This window comes from Pseudomonas sp. DF11 (assembly GCF_058148565.1).
Genome location: NZ_JBYVYN010000001.1, coordinates 1,443,450 through 1,459,582, shown reverse-complemented (window position 1 = coordinate 1,459,582; position 16,133 = coordinate 1,443,450). Strand labels below are relative to the sequence as shown.

Genomic DNA, 16,133 nt, shown 5'->3' with positions numbered 1-16,133 from the left:
GCTAGATGGCTGATAACTATGTGGGACAGATCGTCCTGGAGATCAACGGCACCGATTACGAAGTGCTCAGCGTTGAGCCGAGCCTTAAGACCGGACGCAAGGTGGTCAAAACCATGAACCGCACCGGCCGCGCCACCGGCACGGCTAAAGGTATTGAAGAGCATGAGCTGAAAATCTCGGTGGCGATTCCTAAATCCGGCGAGCCGGACTGGCGTGCCCTGATGGACGCCAAGATCACGATCTATCCCCAGGACGGCGGCAGTAAACGCCAGACCTGGACCGGCTGTTCGCTCCTGGAGATGGGCAGCAAGTACCAGGTTGAAGGCGAAGCGACCCGCGACCTGACCGTCGCCGCATTGAACTACTACACGGAGTGAGGCAATGACCGAGCAATCGAACAAGCAGTGGGAGGGCTTGACCGCCAATGGTGAGTTGCACCACGGCGTTTACTACTCAGGCCTGCGCCACAAGCGCTTCACCCTGCGTATCGGCATGGCCGGAGATCTGGTCGCCGCTCAAGAGCAATACCCGAATGGGTCCATTCAGCTCATCACCTTGGCGGTGTATCACCGCCAGTTGCTGTCCTTGGGCGACATTCCGCCCGAAGCGTTGACAGTGGAATTGTTGCGCGAAGCGCTGAGCGAAACTGACCTTGGGGTCATTGCAGATGCGGATATGGAGTTGGAAAAAAAGCTCGCGCCGCCGAGCGCGGCATCGCCGACTGGCGACGCATCGAACATGGACTCGTCCGAGCAGGCTACCGCCTAGACGAAATTCGGCAGATGACTCGACCGGAGATCGACGCACGTATTGACCTGATCGTAGGCAAGCCCAAGGCCACGCGGTACGTGAGCAAACGGCAACGTAAAAAGCTGCCAGCCCCCAAGTGATTCAAAGGCTCGATACCGGGCCTTTCTTGTACCTGTAAGACGCTCTGGAGTGTTTGATGAGTTCAGATTTGCGCGTTGCGCTCCGTATTCAAGCCCACTCGGGAAACAGCCGTCGCGAAATCGAGCAGCTTAACCGCGACCTGCGCAAGGCTGGCAAGGAAGGCGCGAAGTCATTGGCCGATGAAAGCTGGAAGGCGGGAACGGCCATTTCTAAGGTTGGCCAAGCTGGCGCAACGAGTTACCAGGTAATCCGGAACTCCATGCGCGAAACCGCGAAAGCGGGCTCGCAGACTCGGCTGGAGATAGGCAAGACCAAGGAAGAACTCAAAGCGATGGCCGATGCCGGGCGCAAGGCTGCTCGCGACATCAAGGCTGATTCCGCAAGTGCGGACAGTCAAGGTGTGCGGCCGCTTCGCCAAAGCGTTGAACGCACCGAATCAGCCTTCCGTCGCCTGGCGCAGAACGGCGGTCGCAACCTCCAGACGCTTAAGGGTGTCGCAGCAGGTGTTCGAAAAGAGTTTGATCGAATCAAGTCTTTGGGATCAAGCGCTCAAGGCCAGTTGGCAGGCCTCGGCGTTGGCGTCGGCGCTGTCGCGGGTTTAACCGGTAGTGCTCGCTTAGATCGTCAGTTAATTCGTACAAAGCAAACGGCGAACATGTCGCCAGAGCAGAAAGATGACTGGAAGAACGAAGGTTTCAGGATTGCCAAAGACTATGGTCTGAGCCGCGAAAGTGTGGACTCTGGTTTCAATACGTTGATTGCGTCCGGCGTTGATTATGAACCGGCTAAAAAGACTGCCGACGCAATTGGTCAAGCATCAACTATCACCGGTGCGGATTCTGCGGTCTTGGGGAAGGCCGTTGTTGCGGCTGCGAGTGCCTTTAACATCGACTTGAACAAAGGCGGCGCGGCCCTCGACCTTTTGCAGAAAATGACCGTCGCCGGGCGCCTCGGTACAGCGGAGCTTGAGCATCTGTCTGATCTATTTCCGAAAATTGGCGGTGTTGCATCAGCCGCAGGCATGTCGATTGAGCAAGCTCTCGCCTTCACTGAAGCCCTTTCCAAGGTTGAACAACAACCGGATCGGCTGGGAACATTGGCTGAATCGACCCTTCGCGTGTTCAGTAATAAGCAGTACCGAGACCAAATCACCAATTCAAGCGGTGTTGGCTTTTTCAACAAAGACGGGACATCAAAGAACCCACTCGCTGTATTTGAAGAGTTGAAGAGAAAGTACAGCGCAATGAAAACCGATGAGCAGCGCGCAAAGTTTATGGGCGTCGTTTTCAAGGGTATGGACCAGGACACTGTGCGCGGTATGCGCAGCATGTTGACCGGTGAGCGCTTGGACGACTTCCGCAGTGGTGCTGCCACGCTTCAAAAAGCCGAACCGATTTTTAAAAGTGATCTAAAGGAAAACACCAGCAGTGCCAGCGGCACGGCTACCAGGATGAAGGCAACTTTAGGTGAGGCCATCGACCGGATGGCAACTCCAATTAATAAAAGCTTCGCGGACATGGGGAGCTACCTGCTCGATGACTTGAATTTATCGGGCGAGCAAATGCTCTTCGGTGGCGCTGCATTGGGCGTGGGTGGTTATTACGCTGGGCGCGGTGCCAAAGCCGGTGCAGGTGCATTGGTGAATAAGGTAATGGGTGGCCCAGAGACGCTGAAGAACATAGCGGTCGGGAAGGTGCTGGAGGAAGCCACGGGAGTCACTTCAGTGTTTGTGACCAACTGGCCCGGCAATATGCAACCTGGTGTTGGCATGCCGGATATGCCCGGTGGCACCTCTTCATCTGGTAAGGGCAAGCCGGGTGGTTTTATCGCGCCATGGTTGGCACCGCTTGCGCTCGGTGCCAGCGCAACGCAGCTCAGCGGCTCGACCGGCCAGAATACCGACGAAGATCGCCTGGCCATGGTTCCCAGGAACAAACTTCTAGATGACGGGCAACGTGCTTATCAGTCAGCGTTCTACAGCAACCGTATTGCTTTGGCTGGGCAGAACCCTAATCAGTCGCAGGACTGGTTATCGAGTCAGGCCCAGCGCCTGGCGCACCAGCAAACCGGGCTGACTGCATCGGGTAATTCTGTCGAAGGCGCCAACGCCTGGGCTGCGGGCGTTGCCAATCGCGCCGTGGGGGCTGGTGCCGACACTCAAGCTGCTGTGGCCCGACTGCAACAGCTCCTGGACAAACCATTGGTTATCGAAGTTCGGTCAGACTCGCGAATGATCCAGGCCGAAGTCGAGCGCCGTACTGACCTGCAAGTGAGGCGCGGCCAATGAGCTGGACAGAGACGCTACTGGACGCTTCCTTTCGGGGGGTGCCAATCCAGGTGGTCGAGGAAAGCCTCCAGGCCCAACGGGCTTTGGCCGAGCACGGCACGCCCTTTAAAGATGGGGACAGCGTTCGGGACCTAGGGCGCGGTGCCCGTCGTTTCCAGATGCAGGTCGTGGTATTCGGCGTCAATTATGAGCTGGAACTACAGAACATCTTGCGGGCCTTGGACACGCCAGGCCCTGGAGAGCTGATCCATCCCATCTATGGCAGCCTCAGCGTCGTTAGCCAGACATGGGAGGTTAAGCACAATGCGGACGGCCCCGACTCGGCCCTGGTCAGCCTGCTATTTCTGGAGGACACACCAGCGCTGCCGTTCTTTGCCCGCCAGTTTGAATTCGTCGACATCGGCGTCACTGACGAGGAAGAGCAAGCGAGCTGGCAGGATGGCGTTTTTGATTTGTTCGGCCGTATCGACTCCCTGGTCAGCGAGATTCAATCCTGGATCGGTGGCGGTTGGGTTGGCCTGATCGAAAAAGCCTTGGGCTTGCCCGGTATTTTCTTGCGAGTGCAACAACTGCGCTCGCAGATCCTTGGCGTGGTCTCCGGTGTGGCGTCCATGGCCAAGCATCCTTCGGCCGTCTACGATCCGCTGGTTGACCTGTTCCGCACCCCGACGCAGATCCGCAGCGCTATCCAAGGCAGCACGCCCAGTTCGTCGACTGCGTTACTGTCCATGTCCGGCGTCCCGGCCAGCATTCCCGGCGGTGCCAGCCTGACCACTGAAGCGGTACGAGCGGGTAACGCCTTTTTGATCAACGCCCGCCAGGGGATTGCGCCGGACGTAGACCTGTTGCCGGACGGTATGCCTGATGATCCTGTGGAAAGTAGCGGCTTTGCCCTGGTGGTGCTGGTCATCACCGAACTGGCAGCCGCACACGCCCAGGCGGTGGCCATCGTCATCGAGGACGAAGGCCAAAAGCCGACGCTTAGCCCGTTGGAATTGGAGGGGCTGGTTAACCTGGTGCGCTCGTTGGTCCAGTCCGCGATTCTGCTTCAGCGACGTTTGTATGACGTCGAGACCTCGCGCCCCATCATTGAGGCGTTGCGCAACACCGCCGCGCTGATCCAAGCCCGTGCTCGCCAGGTCATTTTGCAGAGCCCGCCCATGGTTGAGCGGGTGGTCGAGACCCCAGCCAGCCTTCGGCTGTTGGCCCATCGCTGGTATGGCGACCACTCCCGCGCTCTAGAGTTGATCCGTCTCAATCCTGACCTGAATACCCCACACAACATTCCGGCCGGGAGGGTGCTACGTGCCTATGCAGAATGACCAAACAGCACCGATCCGCCTCGCCATTGGTGGGTTGGCCCACGACACCTGGGACGGCTGGTCGGTTGAATCCGACTTGCTGACGCCTGCGGATGCTTTTGAGCTGGAGCTTTACACCAAGGAAACGACGCGGTTGCCGTCAGTATTGAAAGAGGGCGCGCCGTGTTCCCTGACTCTGGGGACGGATCGCGTGTTGACGGGGCAACTCGACGAGTTCGAGCACGACATTTCCCGTCAGGGCATTTCAATTCGCATCAACGGCCGCGACCGTGCTGCGCCACTGGTTGATTGCTCGGCGCCGTTCGTATCAATGCGCGAAGCATCGCTGGCGCAGATCCTTGACCAGGTGGTTAAGCCCTTGGGCATTGACCGAGTCGAGATCCGCGCCGACCAGGCCAAGACCCGGCGCCGCATTCAGATAGAGCCAGGCCAGTCAGCTTGGGAGGCGTTGCTCCAGGTCGCCGAGGCCAATGGGCTATGGCCATGGATCGAACCGGATGGGCGTCTGGTCATTGGTGGCCCCGACTACAACACACCACCAGTTGGCGCACTGATCATGCGTGAGGATGGCGTCGGCAACAACGTGCAGCGCCTGAGCGTCCGCCGCTCCATAGCCAACCGCTTTAGCCAGATCACCGTCCTTGGCCAGCACGGGCAGTACGACAATGATGGGCTCGACACCAAGCGTTCCCACCTGCGTTCGGTCATCCAGGACGAAACCTTGGCTCGCCGTGGGATCTTTCGACCCAAGGTCATCATTGACAGCGCCAGTGAGAACCAAGACATGGCCACCACCCGCGCCCGCAAGCTGCTCGCCGATAGCCGCCTGGAAGGCTTCGAGATCCGCGCCATCGTTGAGGGGCACCGGGCCGACAATGGACAAGTATGGACACCGGGCCAGCGTGTCATCGTCCGTAGCGAGCCCCACGAGCTGGACGGCACCTTTTTTTTAATGGCTCGCACGCTGCGCTTGTCCCGAGGCGAAGGTGAAATCACTGAGCTGCGTTTGCGAGAAGACAAAATGTGGGTGCTCGATGGCGTCAAGCAGAAGAAACACAAAGGCAAGGTCAATAAAGACGCGGCCTTCATTGAAATGGTTAAGGGGCTTTGATGAGCAATATGGGGCGCTTGATTCGCGAGCAGGTCGGCCGTTTCATGTCGAATATACGGCTGCCGTTTCGTGCCGTCGCGGCCCGTAACAGCCATGGCAAGCTGATTGGCGTGGACATGCAGGGTTTGTCCGGCGAGTCGGTGACTGGGGAGCTGTTCCAGCACTATGGCTTCAGCTCGGCACCTCTGCCGGGGGCCGAGTATCTGGTTATCCCCGTAGGTGGGAATAGCAAACATGCCATCGTTGCCGCCAGTGAGGATGGTCGCTACAGAATCGCGCTCCAGGACGGCGAAGTGTCGATCTACACCGATGAGGGTGACTACGTGCATTTGAAGCGCGGCCGGGTGGTGGAGATCGTGACTGATACGCTGGTGGTCAAGGCCGGTATCAAGGTGCGATTTGAGACACCTATAGTTGAAGTCACCGGGGATGAGCGCGTTGAGGGAAGCATCAAAGCTGACGGTGAGATTGCTGATCACACTCGAAACATGCAGGCTGACCGTAATATTTACAACGGACACAATCACGGTGGTGGGCCTACGCCGACTCAACAGCAATAGGTTGTGATAACGTCGGGGGCCTATAAAAGGAGGCTTCAATGAGCAAAATTATTCAAGTATCACCCTGCACCGATTGGTACTACCTAGAGTGGAATAACGATGCCGGTAAATGGACTGCTACGCCTGTGGCTGCCTGGGGTCTTACTCACGACGGTATAACTGTTGGATTGCTTCCGGTTAGTGGCTCGAAAAACTCCGGGGAGCGTAAGTTCCCGCATTTGGTTCCTGCACCTGATCTGGCTGGGAAATTTGTTCATGCGTCGAAGCTCCCAGACAAAACGTACTTAGTGTAAATCTAGCCACTAAATCTTAAACCACCCTGAAATACCCCCTCGACGACTGACCCTGCACCATACCTACCATGGACGCAGGCATAAACCCAACTACAGGCGACTTGACGGGCCAGCGTATCAATACGCTGGCGAACGCCGTCTACATCCGCCTCACGACTCCCCTCGGAAGCTGGTGGGCTGACCCCAAGTTGGGCTCCCGCCTGCACGAACTTCGCCGCGAAAAAGACCGCTCTCGGGTGGGCATTCTTGCCAAACAGTACGCGGAGCAAGCGCTCCAGCCTCTGCTGGATGACGGTCGCGCCAAGGCGATCACTATAACCACTGAACAGCCCCACAAGGGCTGGCTCAATCTGCAAACCGACATCATCGACGCCACCGGCAATCCGCAGGTGTTTCGCCAACCTGTAAGGGTGATTTGACATGGCCTTTTCTGCTCCCGCCTTGGATGCCATTTTGAGTGGCATCTTGCGTGACATCCGAAGTCTTCAAAGCGAAGCAGATATCGGCTCGGACAGTGACAACTATGTGCGCTCATCGGCAATAGCTTCGGCTATCGAAGGGCTTTATCAAAAGCTAGCCTGGTTGTATCGGCAGATATTCCCCGATACTGCCGATGACGAGGAGCTGCTTCATGCTGCGGCGCTCCGTGGAGTGCTGCGCAAAGACCCCGTCGCGGCCACCGGTACTGCTGTACTAAAGGGCACGCCGGGGGTGCAACTGCTGCCTGGTGCCATGCTGAAGCACGTCGTTACAGGCGAGCCTTTTACTGCCAAGGCTAGCGCGACACTTGGCACCGATGGCTCCGCCCTAGTGCTGATCGAGGCACAGACCGTTGGTGTCGCGCTCAATGAGCTAACCGGCGCCCTGATTCTCACTAGCCCGCCCTTGGGTATGGACTCTTCGGCTGTCTTGGTCGGCAAAACGACGGGCGGAGAAGATCAGGAGGCAATTGAGTCGCTGCTTGCGCGTTACCTGGACATCATTCAGTCGCCCCCGGCCGGTGGAGCAGCCTATGACTTCCGACGTTGGGCGTTGGAAGTCGAGGGCGTTGTCGATGCCTTGGTCATACCTAGGCGGCGGGGAGGTGGCACTGTCGACGTTGTCATCACGGGCAGCAATGGTCTCCCGTCGGCTGAGGTCATCGCAGCATGCTTGGCCCACATTGAAAGCCAGTGTTCGGTCATTGTCGATGTATGGGTCTACGCGCCGACTATCCGCACCGTCGACTCCACTGCCAAAATCGAGCTGGCTTCCGATTTCACCATGGCCGACGTGCAGAGCGCTGCGCAAAAGGCTTACGACATTCTTCTAGGGGCTTTGAAGCCTGGCGATACGCTTAAGCGCTCTCAAATTGAAGCCATGATCAACAACCTGGCTGGCGTCCTGGATCGTTCTGTCTCCACCCCGACGGCGAACGTTAAAGCTTCCGATGACCCCGCGTTGATCGGTTGGATTCGCCCAGGCGTCATCACCCTGGGGCTGATGGAATGACCACGCTTGCCGATCAGCTCCGGCTCTTGCTGCCGCCAGTTTCCTATGATGGCACCGCCCCCTATCTGTCGGCGACCATCGAGGCCGAGGCGAACGCCATAAACCTGGCCGACGCTCAGGCGAGAATGGTCTACAGCGCTATCTTTCCCGACTCCGGCGAAGGCTTGGCTGATTGGGAAAGAGTGTTGGCTTTACCTGACCCTTGTCTGATTGGTCAAGTTCAGACCGTGGGGCAGCGCGTGCAAGCCGTTATCAGCAAGCTGCAAGGTCGTGCTGGTCAGAGCAAGGCTTTTTTTATCGCCCTGGCTAAGTCCATGGGCTACGACATCACCATCACCACCTTTAAACCAGCTCGCGCAGGAATAGCGCGAGCTGGCGATCCCCTCAACGGTGGCGATTGGAACTTCACCTGGCGCGTCAACGCCCCTGCGGTCACCACAAGCCATGCGCAAGCCGGTATCACAGGCGCAGGCGACCCGTTAACCGCTTGGGGCAATAGAGCCCTTGAATGTCGGTTGGGCCAGATGAAGCCCGCCGAATCCATCTTGCTTTTCGGTTATGGAGACAACTAATGCAGAAGATCAGCGATAGCACCAACACAGCGAACGCTGACGGTGAATACACGGAAGGTAATCCCGGCTCCGGCGTTCCTTCGACTTTGATTAAAGCGTCTTGGCTGAATACGATCCAGCGCGAGTTGGTGAACGTTATTGTTGGCGCTGGGATTGCCCTAAAGCCCAGTGATGACGGGCAGCTTCTTAAAGCAGTTAATGGGCTGGCCGACAAGGTCATCGACCTGAGAATCCAATCGTCTCCAACCGATAACGCGCCCGGAAAAATCCTGACTGTCGGCGCTTACGGCCTCGGGGCCGGTGGAGGTGGCCCGATCTTGGCCTTGGATCAATCGTTTGTTCCTGGCTTCTATCGATACAAATCTCTTGACCCAGGGGCTCCGCCCGGTACGGCGGACGCTGGCGGATCGGTGTTGGTCAACTCGGGTGGTGGGAACGCCGTTCAGCAACTGATTATGACAACCCCTGGTCCGACTTCGAATCCTTATGTAGGAGTTCGCAGCTTCGACCCTGTTACAGGTGTGCCTGGTGGCTGGGTCTCGATGTATCACTCTGGCAACCTAGGTAATGCCTCCACATCAGTGCAGGGCTTGGTGAAGCTTTCAACACAGGCGCAGGTTGCGGCAGGCACGGACGATGTTACGGCTGTAACGCCTCTCAAGCTGAAAAATTGGTTTAGTAACGCGGTGTCTCAGGCGACTGAGTCAGCTTTTGGCTGGCTAAAGATTGCAACTAATGCGCAAGTGAGTGCCGGAACCGACGACTCGACAGCCATAACTCCCCTCAAGCTTGCTAACAAGATTCAAGCGTCTGCAACTGATACCGGTGTTGGCAAGCTTATGCGTGTAGGAGCTTTCGGCCTTGGAAGCACTGATGGCGGGCCACTTGAAACACTCAGTACCGCTTACAGGACAGGGTTTTATCGATACGCCGCTTCTGATCCCAGCGCGCCAGCAAGTGGGGGGTCGGCAGGCTCGGTCATTGTCAGCTCCCTGGGGGGAAACTATTTTCAGCAGTTGGCCATGACCGTTCCCGCGACCACAAGTAACCCTCTAATGGCTCTGAGGGCTTTTGATGGAATCGGGAATCCAGGTCCATGGGTCACCATCCTCCATTCCGGAAATATCGACCCCTGGCTGATGCAGCCGATAGGTGCAGTTATAGCCATTCGTGATGATTTGGTGGGCGCGTCTGTTCCCTCGACATCAGGAACATACAGATACATCAAATTGACAGCGTCAGACCCCTACAACAATGGCGCATTGATTGGCGAGAGTGTCAGTGGCTCCTATCCCCTGGTAATCGCCACTGCGGTCATCAGCTTGGCTGCAGGAAGCCCGATGAATGGACAAACCATCCAGCTAATCAACACCGAGCGCCGAATCCTTCGGGCCGGTCTCAGTGGTGCGGTTGAGCAAGACACACTCCAAGGACACTTTCACAGTGAGAAGGTTGGTGCGCCTGGCACTGCGGGCAATACCGCCGATACGCTGGTCTCTTTCGCAGCTGGGTTATCGGCAGCTGGGGCCTACAACCAGCGACTGACAACGGCGTCGGCTACCAAAAACACGTCAACTATTGCTGAGTCGATATCGGATCCTTCGATGGGCACCGTCAGGGTCAGCAGCGAGACGCGACCAAAAACGTTGGGCGTCACTTACTACATGAGGATTAAATGATGCCGTATGCAGGCAACGGGCGTATTGCCCAGGATCCGTTTACCGGGGCAATCAAAATCACGGATACACAGTACGCCGAGGCGTTAGAGGGTATGTGCAGCGGCCTTGAGGTCAGTATTGAGGGCGGCTTCAAGATTGTGCCACCTCAAATGCCGGAAGCGCCCCCAGTGCCGATTCCCACGCCGGAGGAACTGGAAACCACAGTGCTGGCTCGGCGTGATGGCTTGCTGGCCCTCGCAGCAGTCCGTATCGCTCCACTTGCAGATGCTGTCGACCTTGGCAGTGCAACGGCAGATGAAATTGCGGCTCTTCAATTATGGAAACAGTACCGCGTTGATCTAAATCGCATTACCCAGCAGGAGGGATACCCGGCTCTCGTCGATTGGCCAAAGTCGCCAGACGAAGGCATGAAAGGCTAGGTGCCAAACCAAACGCTAAATTCAAGCATCTCTTAACGGCGTGGCAGTGCCAATTATCGTGCAGGACGGTGCCAAATCCGGCGCGCGCTTACACAGATTTGCGCACCACCAGACAACCTCTGGTCTTAAGCACCGCAATCCGTTTGCTTCATATTAATAGGAAGCATTACTATTCACGCTCCGTTCCCACAGCGCGCCGTGATGACCCCCAAGCTGCCCCGCAGACCCGGCTTTTTCGAGCATTACGAAGAGTTGATCGGCACCTGGACCCGTCGCCTGCGCAATCGCCAGCAGGCCGAGGACCTGGCCCATGACACCTTCGTGCGGGTGCTTGAGTCCGATTCGAGCGGGGTCGAGCAGCCACGGGCCTATTTGCATCAGACGGCGCGCAACATTGCAGTGGATGGCTATCGGCGCGAAGATCGACGGGGGGCCATGGAAGAGGCTGTCATCGACCCTGGTCAGTCGTTTTCGGGCGACCCGGAGCATTTCATGCACGCGATCCAACTGGCGGACTCCATCGAGCGGGCGCTTGCCGAGCTGCCGGCCAACTGCCGCACGGTGTTCGTCTGGCAGAAGATCGAGGGCCTGACCCAGGCGGAAATCGCCGAGCGCCTGGGCCTGTCCAAGAACATGGTGGAAAAGTATATGATCCGCACCCTGCGGCATCTGCGCGATCGTCTGGACGGGCCTGGCCAATGATCCGTCGCCATCTTCCACCCGAGCCACAGGACCTTCCATGATGGATAGCCGTGAATGCCCGTGCGGGCAGGACAGGGTTCGCGATGCGGCGGCGCAATGGTTCGTACGTTTGCAAGCACCTGCCATGAGTGTCGAGGAGCGCCAGCGCTTCGAAGCCTGGCTGGACGAGCATCCCAACCACCGCGACGAAATCCAATTGCTGCAGGGGATCTGGAGCGCCACGGACCTGTTGCCCAAGGAACGCCTGCGAGCGTTGTGCGAACTTCCTGCCAAACGTCCCCCGAGTCGGCCTCTGTTGCGTTATGCGGTCGCCGCCGGGTTGTTCGCGGTGGCACTTGGTTTGGGGTTGTTCAGCGGCTTGAGTTCTTCCACCGACTACAGCGGCGAATATGCCACCGCCTTCGGTGAGCGTCGGCATATCGCCTTGCCGGACGGCTCGGTGATCGACCTCAACAGCCGCAGCCGGGTGCGTATTCAATTCGCACACCGTCAACGCCGAGTGGAGTTGGCCGAAGGCGAGGCTTTGTTCACGGTCGAGCATGATGCCGGCCGGCCATTCACGGTCGATGCGGGCAACGGCCAGGTAACGGTGACCGGGACACGTTTCGACGTGCGCCGCGATGCCGACAAGACCCGGGTGGCGGTGGAGCAGGGCAGCGTCAAGGTCCAGGGACGCGATGCACCGCGAACCCAGTACGTCAGCCTTACGCCGGGCCTTGGTACCCAGATCGACGCCCAGGGCAAAGTCGCCACACCTTACGCGGTCAACGCCGAGGCGCTCACCGCCTGGCGCGATGGCAAACTGGTGTTCAATAACGCGCCGCTGAAGGAAGTGGCTGAGGAAGTCTCCCGTTATCGCGCCACCCCCCTGCGGGTCGGCAGTGCGGCGGTGGGCAACCTGCGCCTGACCAGCGTGTTCCGCTCCGACAACCCTGAGGCGCTGCTCAAAGCCTTGCCCAACATCCTGCCGGTGGCCGTGCGCACCCTGGATGACGGCAGCCAGGAAATAATTGCGCGATAGATTCAGGTTTTTTTCGAGTTCTTCGTCTTCTTGTCCAACTGCAACTGGTTTGCATTAACAGACGCGTATTCTTGCGATCAACAGGACAAGGTTCGACGTGAAAAAAACCGCCAAAAACAACAACCGTAGCCCCGCACGCTGGCTGCCACTGGCCCTGACCCTGGCGGTCAGCGCCGCGCTGCCCCAGGCGTTCGCCGATCAGTCCGCCATCGCCATTCACATCCAGGCGCAGCCATTGGGGCAAGCCTTGAGCCAGCTCGGCCAGCAAACCGCGTTGCAGGTGTTCTTCAGTCCCGAACTGGTGGCCGGCAAGCAGGCCCCGGCGGTGGACGGCAACCTGTCGCCGGAAGCGGCCTTGCGCCAATTGCTCCAGGGTAGCGGCCTGCAATACCAGATCGACGACGGTTCGGTGACCGTTCTGCCGGCACCCTCGACATCCAACGCCGGCCCGATGGAGCTGGGCGCTACTGAAATTCAGGTGGTCGGCGACTGGCTCGGCGATGCCAACGCCGAAGTGGTGCAGAATCATCCCGGCGCGCGCACGGTGATCCGCCGCGAAGCGATGGTGGAGCAGGGCGCCATGAACGTTGGTGATGTGCTGCGGCGTGTGCCGGGTGTGCAGGTGCAGGATGCCAATGGCACCGGTGGCAGCGACATTTCCCTGAACGTTGGCGTGCGCGGCCTCACCTCGCGTTTGTCGCCACGCTCCACGGTGTTGATCGACGGCGTGCCGGCAGCGTTTGCGCCCTACGGCCAGCCACAGTTGTCCATGGCGCCGATCTCCTCGGGCAACCTGGACAGCATCGACGTGGTGCGCGGCGCCGGATCCGTGCGCTACGGGCCGCAGAACGTCGGCGGGGTGATCAACTTCGTGACCCGGGCAATCCCGGAAAAGGCCACCGGCGAAATCGGCAGCACCCTGGAAACCTCCCAGCGCGGTGGTTGGAAGCACATCGACACGGCGTTCCTCGGCGGCACCGCCGACAATGGCCTGGGCGTGGCGCTGTTGTATTCGGGCGTCAATGGCAATGGTTATCGCCGAAGCAACAACGACAACGACATCGACGACGTCATCCTCAAGACCCATTGGGCACCCACCGATGTGGACGATTTCTCGCTGAACTTCCATTACTACGACGCCAAGGCCGACATGCCCGGTGGCCTGACCCAGAAGCAGTATGACGCCGACCCGTACCAGTCCGACCGCGACTGGGACAACTTCAGCGGACGCCGCAAGGATGTGTCGTTCAAGTGGTTGCGCCAGATCGACGATCGCACCCAGGCCGAAGTGCTGACCTACTACTCCGACAGCTACCGTGGCAGCACCATCGCCTCTCGGGACCAGCGCAACCTGGCCTCCTCCCCGCGCACCTATTACACCTTCGGCATCGAGCCTCGGGTGTCCCACGTATTCGACCTGGGGCCGACCACCCAGGAGGCCAGCGTCGGTTATCGCTACCTCAAGGAAGGCATGCACGAAGAAGCCAGCCGCCTGGCGTTGCGTAACAACGAGCCGGTGGTACGTCCGGGCTCCGACGGTCACGTTTACCAGGATCGCACTGGCGGCACTGAAGCCCATGCGGTCTACATCGACGACAAGATCGATATCGGCAAATGGACCATCACCCCGGGGATCCGCTTCGAAAGCATCAGCACCGAGTGGCACGACCGCCCCGTGCTCGACACCGCCGGTCGTCCGGTGCAGGAAAAACGCCGCAGTATTGATAGCAACGAACCGCTGCCGGCCCTGAGCGTGATGTATCACCTGTCCGATGCGTGGAAGCTGTTCGCCAACTACGAGACGTCGTTCGGTAGCTTGCAATACTTCCAGCTCGGCCAGGGCGGCGACGGCAACAACACCGCCAACGGCCTGAGCCCGGAAAAGGCCAAGACCTACGAGATCGGTACGCGCTACAACGATGACGTGTGGGGCGGGGAGGTGACGCTGTTCTACATCGACTTCGACGACGAGTTGCAGTACATCAGCAACGACGTGGGCTGGACCAACCTGGGCGCGACCAAGCACCAGGGCCTGGAAGCTTCGGTGCATTACGACATGGCCGCGCTCGACCCACGTCTCGAAGGCCTCACCGCCAACGCCGGTTTCACCTACACCCGGGCGACTTACGAAGGCGAGATCCCAAGCTTCAAGGGCCGCGACCTGCCGTTCTATTCTCGTCAGGTGGTGAACCTGGGCCTACGCTATGACGTCAACCGCTGGACCTACAACCTCGATGCCTTCGCCCAGTCGAAACAGCGCTCGCCGGGTACCGGCGTGAACGCCGATGGCAGTTTCAGCGGTGACTACATCACCGACGGCACCGCTGACGGGCAGTACGGCGACATGCCGGGCTACGTGCTCTGGAACGTGCGCGCCGGTTATGACTTCGGTGAGCAACTGTCGAACCTGAAAGTCGGCGCCGGGGTGAAGAACCTGTTCGACCACCAGTACTACACCCGCTCCAGTGACAACAACTCGGGCATTTATGTGGGGGCACCGCGTACGTTCTTCGTGCAGGCGAGCGTGGGGTTTTGATGAAAACCCAGGGTTGACGCGTACATTTGTGGCGAGGGGATTTATCCCCTCGCCACAGAGAAGATCCTTACCGCAAACAATGGTATGAGTCTTTAAACCTTCAACACTTTCCCACTGGCCGCCACCGCCACCAGCGACAGCGCAATCAGCCCAAAGGCAAAGCTCAAGCTGCTGCCATGGGCGACGAAGCCGATCAGTGCCGGGCCGGCGAGGATGCCGGCATAGCCGATGGTGGTGATGGCCGGTACGGCGATGGCTTCCGGCATCAGGGTCTGTTTGCCGACGGCGGTGTACAGCACCGGCACGATGTTCGAACACCCGGCGCCCACCAATGCATACCCCAGCAGCGCGGCTTGCCACAGCGGTGCCAGGGTCGCCAGCAAGAACCCCGCGGCGGCGATCGATCCGCCATAGATGATCACGCGTTTGGCGCCCAGCCGATGCACCACCGAGTCGCCGGTCAGTCGGCCGACCGTCATGGTCAGCGCGAAGGCGGCATAACCCAGCCCGGCATAGGCGGTATCCACCGCGCGTTCGCTGGTCAGGAACACGGCGCTCCAGTCCAGCACCGCGCCTTCGGCGAGAAATACGATGAAGCACAGGATGCCAATGAACAGCACCACTCCGTGGGGAATGGCAAACGCCGGGCCCGAGCTTTCACTGCCATAAGGCAACAGGTGCGGCGCAGCCTTGAACAATGCCACCAGCAGCACCGCGTTGACCACCAGCGTCGCCCCCAGCGGCGAAAGCCCCAGGCCGAGCAGGGCGCTCACACCGGCCGCGCCAATGATCCCGCCGAGGCTGAACATGCCGTGGAAGCCCGACATCATGGTCTTGCCACTGGCCCGCTCGACGATCACCGCTTGCAGGTTCACGGTCGAGTCCACAGTGCCGAGGCCGGCGCCAAACAGGAACAATGCCGCCACCAGCCAGGGCAGGGAGGTCATCGTCGCCAGCAGCGGCAACGCCAGGCAGATCAGGAGGGTGCCGCCACTGAGTACCCGCCGGCAGCCAAACCGTGCCGCCAGCGCACCGGAAATCGGCATCGCCAGGATCGACCCCACCCCAAGGCACAGCAACAGCAAACCGAGGGTGCCTTCGTCCAGGTTTGCCCGCACCTTGGCGTATGGCACCAGTGGCGCCCAGGCGGCGATGCCGATGCCGGCGATGAGATAGGCGATGCGGGTGGACATCTGTTCCAGGCGTCCGGGAACAAAGGTTGGCGGAGGGGTGATGGCAGTCATGAATC

16 protein-coding genes are annotated in these 16,133 nt (G+C 59.3%); 15 read left to right on the top strand and 1 reads right to left on the bottom strand.

The window, feature by feature from the left end; all coding sequences use genetic code 11:
• Window positions 1-5: 5 nt before the first annotated feature.
• The 15 genes from AC30D9_RS06285 to AC30D9_RS06215 all read left to right on the top strand — a co-directional run bounded on the left by AC30D9_RS06285 (window position 6) and on the right by AC30D9_RS06215 (window position 14,884).
• Window positions 6-377, top strand: coding sequence for a phage tail protein (locus AC30D9_RS06285; protein ID WP_092456755.1), 372 nt, complete (start codon window positions 6-8; stop codon window positions 375-377).
• 4 nt (window positions 378-381) lie between these two features.
• Window positions 382-768 carry a hypothetical protein gene (locus AC30D9_RS06280; RefSeq protein ID WP_490143661.1) on the top strand — a complete coding sequence of 129 codons (387 nt, stop codon included), beginning with the start codon at window positions 382-384 and terminating at the stop codon, window positions 766-768.
• Window positions 769-946: 178 nt separating this feature from the next.
• Window positions 947-3,178 carry a phage tail tape measure protein gene (locus tag AC30D9_RS06275; RefSeq protein ID WP_490143660.1) on the top strand — a complete coding sequence of 744 codons (2,232 nt, stop codon included), beginning with the start codon at window positions 947-949 and terminating at the stop codon, window positions 3,176-3,178.
• Window positions 3,175-4,500, top strand: coding sequence for a DNA circularization protein (locus tag AC30D9_RS06270; protein WP_490143659.1), 1,326 nt, complete (start codon window positions 3,175-3,177; stop codon window positions 4,498-4,500). The genes AC30D9_RS06275 and AC30D9_RS06270 overlap by 4 nt, the downstream gene beginning before the upstream one ends.
• Window positions 4,490-5,611, top strand: coding sequence for a phage baseplate assembly protein (locus tag AC30D9_RS06265; protein WP_490143743.1), 1,122 nt, complete (start codon window positions 4,490-4,492; stop codon window positions 5,609-5,611). Before AC30D9_RS06270 ends, AC30D9_RS06265 begins: the two co-directional genes overlap by 11 nt.
• Window positions 5,611-6,171, top strand: coding sequence for a phage baseplate assembly protein domain-containing protein (locus tag AC30D9_RS06260; protein ID WP_490143658.1), 561 nt, complete (start codon window positions 5,611-5,613; stop codon window positions 6,169-6,171). The genes AC30D9_RS06265 and AC30D9_RS06260 overlap by 1 nt, the downstream gene beginning before the upstream one ends.
• Before the next feature lie 38 nt (window positions 6,172-6,209).
• Window positions 6,210-6,464, top strand: coding sequence for a hypothetical protein (locus tag AC30D9_RS06255; RefSeq protein ID WP_490143657.1), 255 nt, complete (start codon window positions 6,210-6,212; stop codon window positions 6,462-6,464).
• A gap of 68 nt (window positions 6,465-6,532) precedes the next feature.
• Window positions 6,533-6,883 (top strand): phage GP46 family protein, encoded by a 351-nt coding sequence (locus AC30D9_RS06250; protein ID WP_490143656.1) that lies wholly within the window; start codon window positions 6,533-6,535, stop codon window positions 6,881-6,883.
• A gap of 1 nt (window position 6,884) precedes the next feature.
• Complete coding sequence (locus AC30D9_RS06245) at window positions 6,885-7,955, top strand: baseplate J/gp47 family protein (RefSeq protein ID WP_490143655.1); 1,071 nt, start codon at window positions 6,885-6,887, stop codon at window positions 7,953-7,955.
• Complete coding sequence (locus AC30D9_RS06240) at window positions 7,952-8,527, top strand: YmfQ family protein (RefSeq protein WP_490143654.1); 576 nt, start codon at window positions 7,952-7,954, stop codon at window positions 8,525-8,527. The genes AC30D9_RS06245 and AC30D9_RS06240 overlap by 4 nt, the downstream gene beginning before the upstream one ends.
• A complete protein-coding gene (locus tag AC30D9_RS06235; RefSeq protein ID WP_490143653.1) occupies window positions 8,527-10,206 on the top strand; it encodes a hypothetical protein in 1,680 nt (559 codons plus the stop codon). Before AC30D9_RS06240 ends, AC30D9_RS06235 begins: the two co-directional genes overlap by 1 nt.
• Window positions 10,203-10,625 carry a tail fiber assembly protein gene (locus AC30D9_RS06230; RefSeq protein ID WP_490143652.1) on the top strand — a complete coding sequence of 141 codons (423 nt, stop codon included), beginning with the start codon at window positions 10,203-10,205 and terminating at the stop codon, window positions 10,623-10,625. The genes AC30D9_RS06235 and AC30D9_RS06230 overlap by 4 nt, the downstream gene beginning before the upstream one ends.
• Before the next feature lie 201 nt (window positions 10,626-10,826).
• A complete protein-coding gene (locus AC30D9_RS06225) occupies window positions 10,827-11,327 on the top strand; it encodes a sigma-70 family RNA polymerase sigma factor (protein WP_060741413.1) in 501 nt (166 codons plus the stop codon).
• Between the two features lie 37 nt (window positions 11,328-11,364).
• Window positions 11,365-12,348 carry a FecR family protein gene (locus AC30D9_RS06220; protein WP_490143651.1) on the top strand — a complete coding sequence of 328 codons (984 nt, stop codon included), beginning with the start codon at window positions 11,365-11,367 and terminating at the stop codon, window positions 12,346-12,348.
• A gap of 97 nt (window positions 12,349-12,445) precedes the next feature.
• Window positions 12,446-14,884: a TonB-dependent siderophore receptor gene (locus AC30D9_RS06215; protein ID WP_307571656.1), complete on the top strand. Its 2,439-nt coding sequence runs from the start codon at window positions 12,446-12,448 to the stop codon at window positions 14,882-14,884.
• Window positions 14,885-14,976: 92 nt separating this feature from the next.
• Here the strand turns inward: AC30D9_RS06215 and AC30D9_RS06210 are convergent, their stop codons facing one another.
• The gene (locus AC30D9_RS06210) at window positions 14,977-16,128 is read right to left on the bottom strand and encodes an MFS transporter (RefSeq protein WP_490143650.1); all 1,152 of its coding nucleotides are present in this window, start codon (window positions 16,126-16,128) and stop codon (window positions 14,977-14,979) included.
• Between the last annotated feature and the right edge of the window lie 5 nt (window positions 16,129-16,133).

Bases quoted from the DNA above. Each gene is read 5' to 3' on its own strand.
- AC30D9_RS06240 (WP_490143654.1), top strand. From the start codon at position 7,952: ATGACCACGCTTGCCGATCAGCTCCGGCTCTTGCTGCCGCCAGTTTCC.
- AC30D9_RS06225 (WP_060741413.1), top strand. From the start codon at position 10,827: ATGACCCCCAAGCTGCCCCGCAGACCCGGCTTTTTCGAGCATTACGAA.
- AC30D9_RS06220 (WP_490143651.1), top strand. From the start codon at position 11,365: ATGATGGATAGCCGTGAATGCCCGTGCGGGCAGGACAGGGTTCGCGAT.
- AC30D9_RS06230 (WP_490143652.1), top strand. From the start codon at position 10,203: ATGATGCCGTATGCAGGCAACGGGCGTATTGCCCAGGATCCGTTTACC.
- AC30D9_RS06210 (WP_490143650.1), bottom strand. From the start codon at position 16,128: ATGACTGCCATCACCCCTCCGCCAACCTTTGTTCCCGGACGCCTGGAA.
- AC30D9_RS06280 (WP_490143661.1), top strand. From the start codon at position 382: ATGACCGAGCAATCGAACAAGCAGTGGGAGGGCTTGACCGCCAATGGT.
- AC30D9_RS06235 (WP_490143653.1), top strand. From the start codon at position 8,527: ATGCAGAAGATCAGCGATAGCACCAACACAGCGAACGCTGACGGTGAA.
- AC30D9_RS06250 (WP_490143656.1), top strand. From the start codon at position 6,533: ATGGACGCAGGCATAAACCCAACTACAGGCGACTTGACGGGCCAGCGT.
- AC30D9_RS06255 (WP_490143657.1), top strand. From the start codon at position 6,210: ATGAGCAAAATTATTCAAGTATCACCCTGCACCGATTGGTACTACCTA.
- AC30D9_RS06260 (WP_490143658.1), top strand. From the start codon at position 5,611: ATGAGCAATATGGGGCGCTTGATTCGCGAGCAGGTCGGCCGTTTCATG.
- AC30D9_RS06275 (WP_490143660.1), top strand. From the start codon at position 947: ATGAGTTCAGATTTGCGCGTTGCGCTCCGTATTCAAGCCCACTCGGGA.
- AC30D9_RS06265 (WP_490143743.1), top strand. From the start codon at position 4,490: ATGCAGAATGACCAAACAGCACCGATCCGCCTCGCCATTGGTGGGTTG.
- AC30D9_RS06245 (WP_490143655.1), top strand. From the start codon at position 6,885: ATGGCCTTTTCTGCTCCCGCCTTGGATGCCATTTTGAGTGGCATCTTG.
- AC30D9_RS06270 (WP_490143659.1), top strand. From the start codon at position 3,175: ATGAGCTGGACAGAGACGCTACTGGACGCTTCCTTTCGGGGGGTGCCA.
- AC30D9_RS06285 (WP_092456755.1), top strand. From the start codon at position 6: ATGGCTGATAACTATGTGGGACAGATCGTCCTGGAGATCAACGGCACC.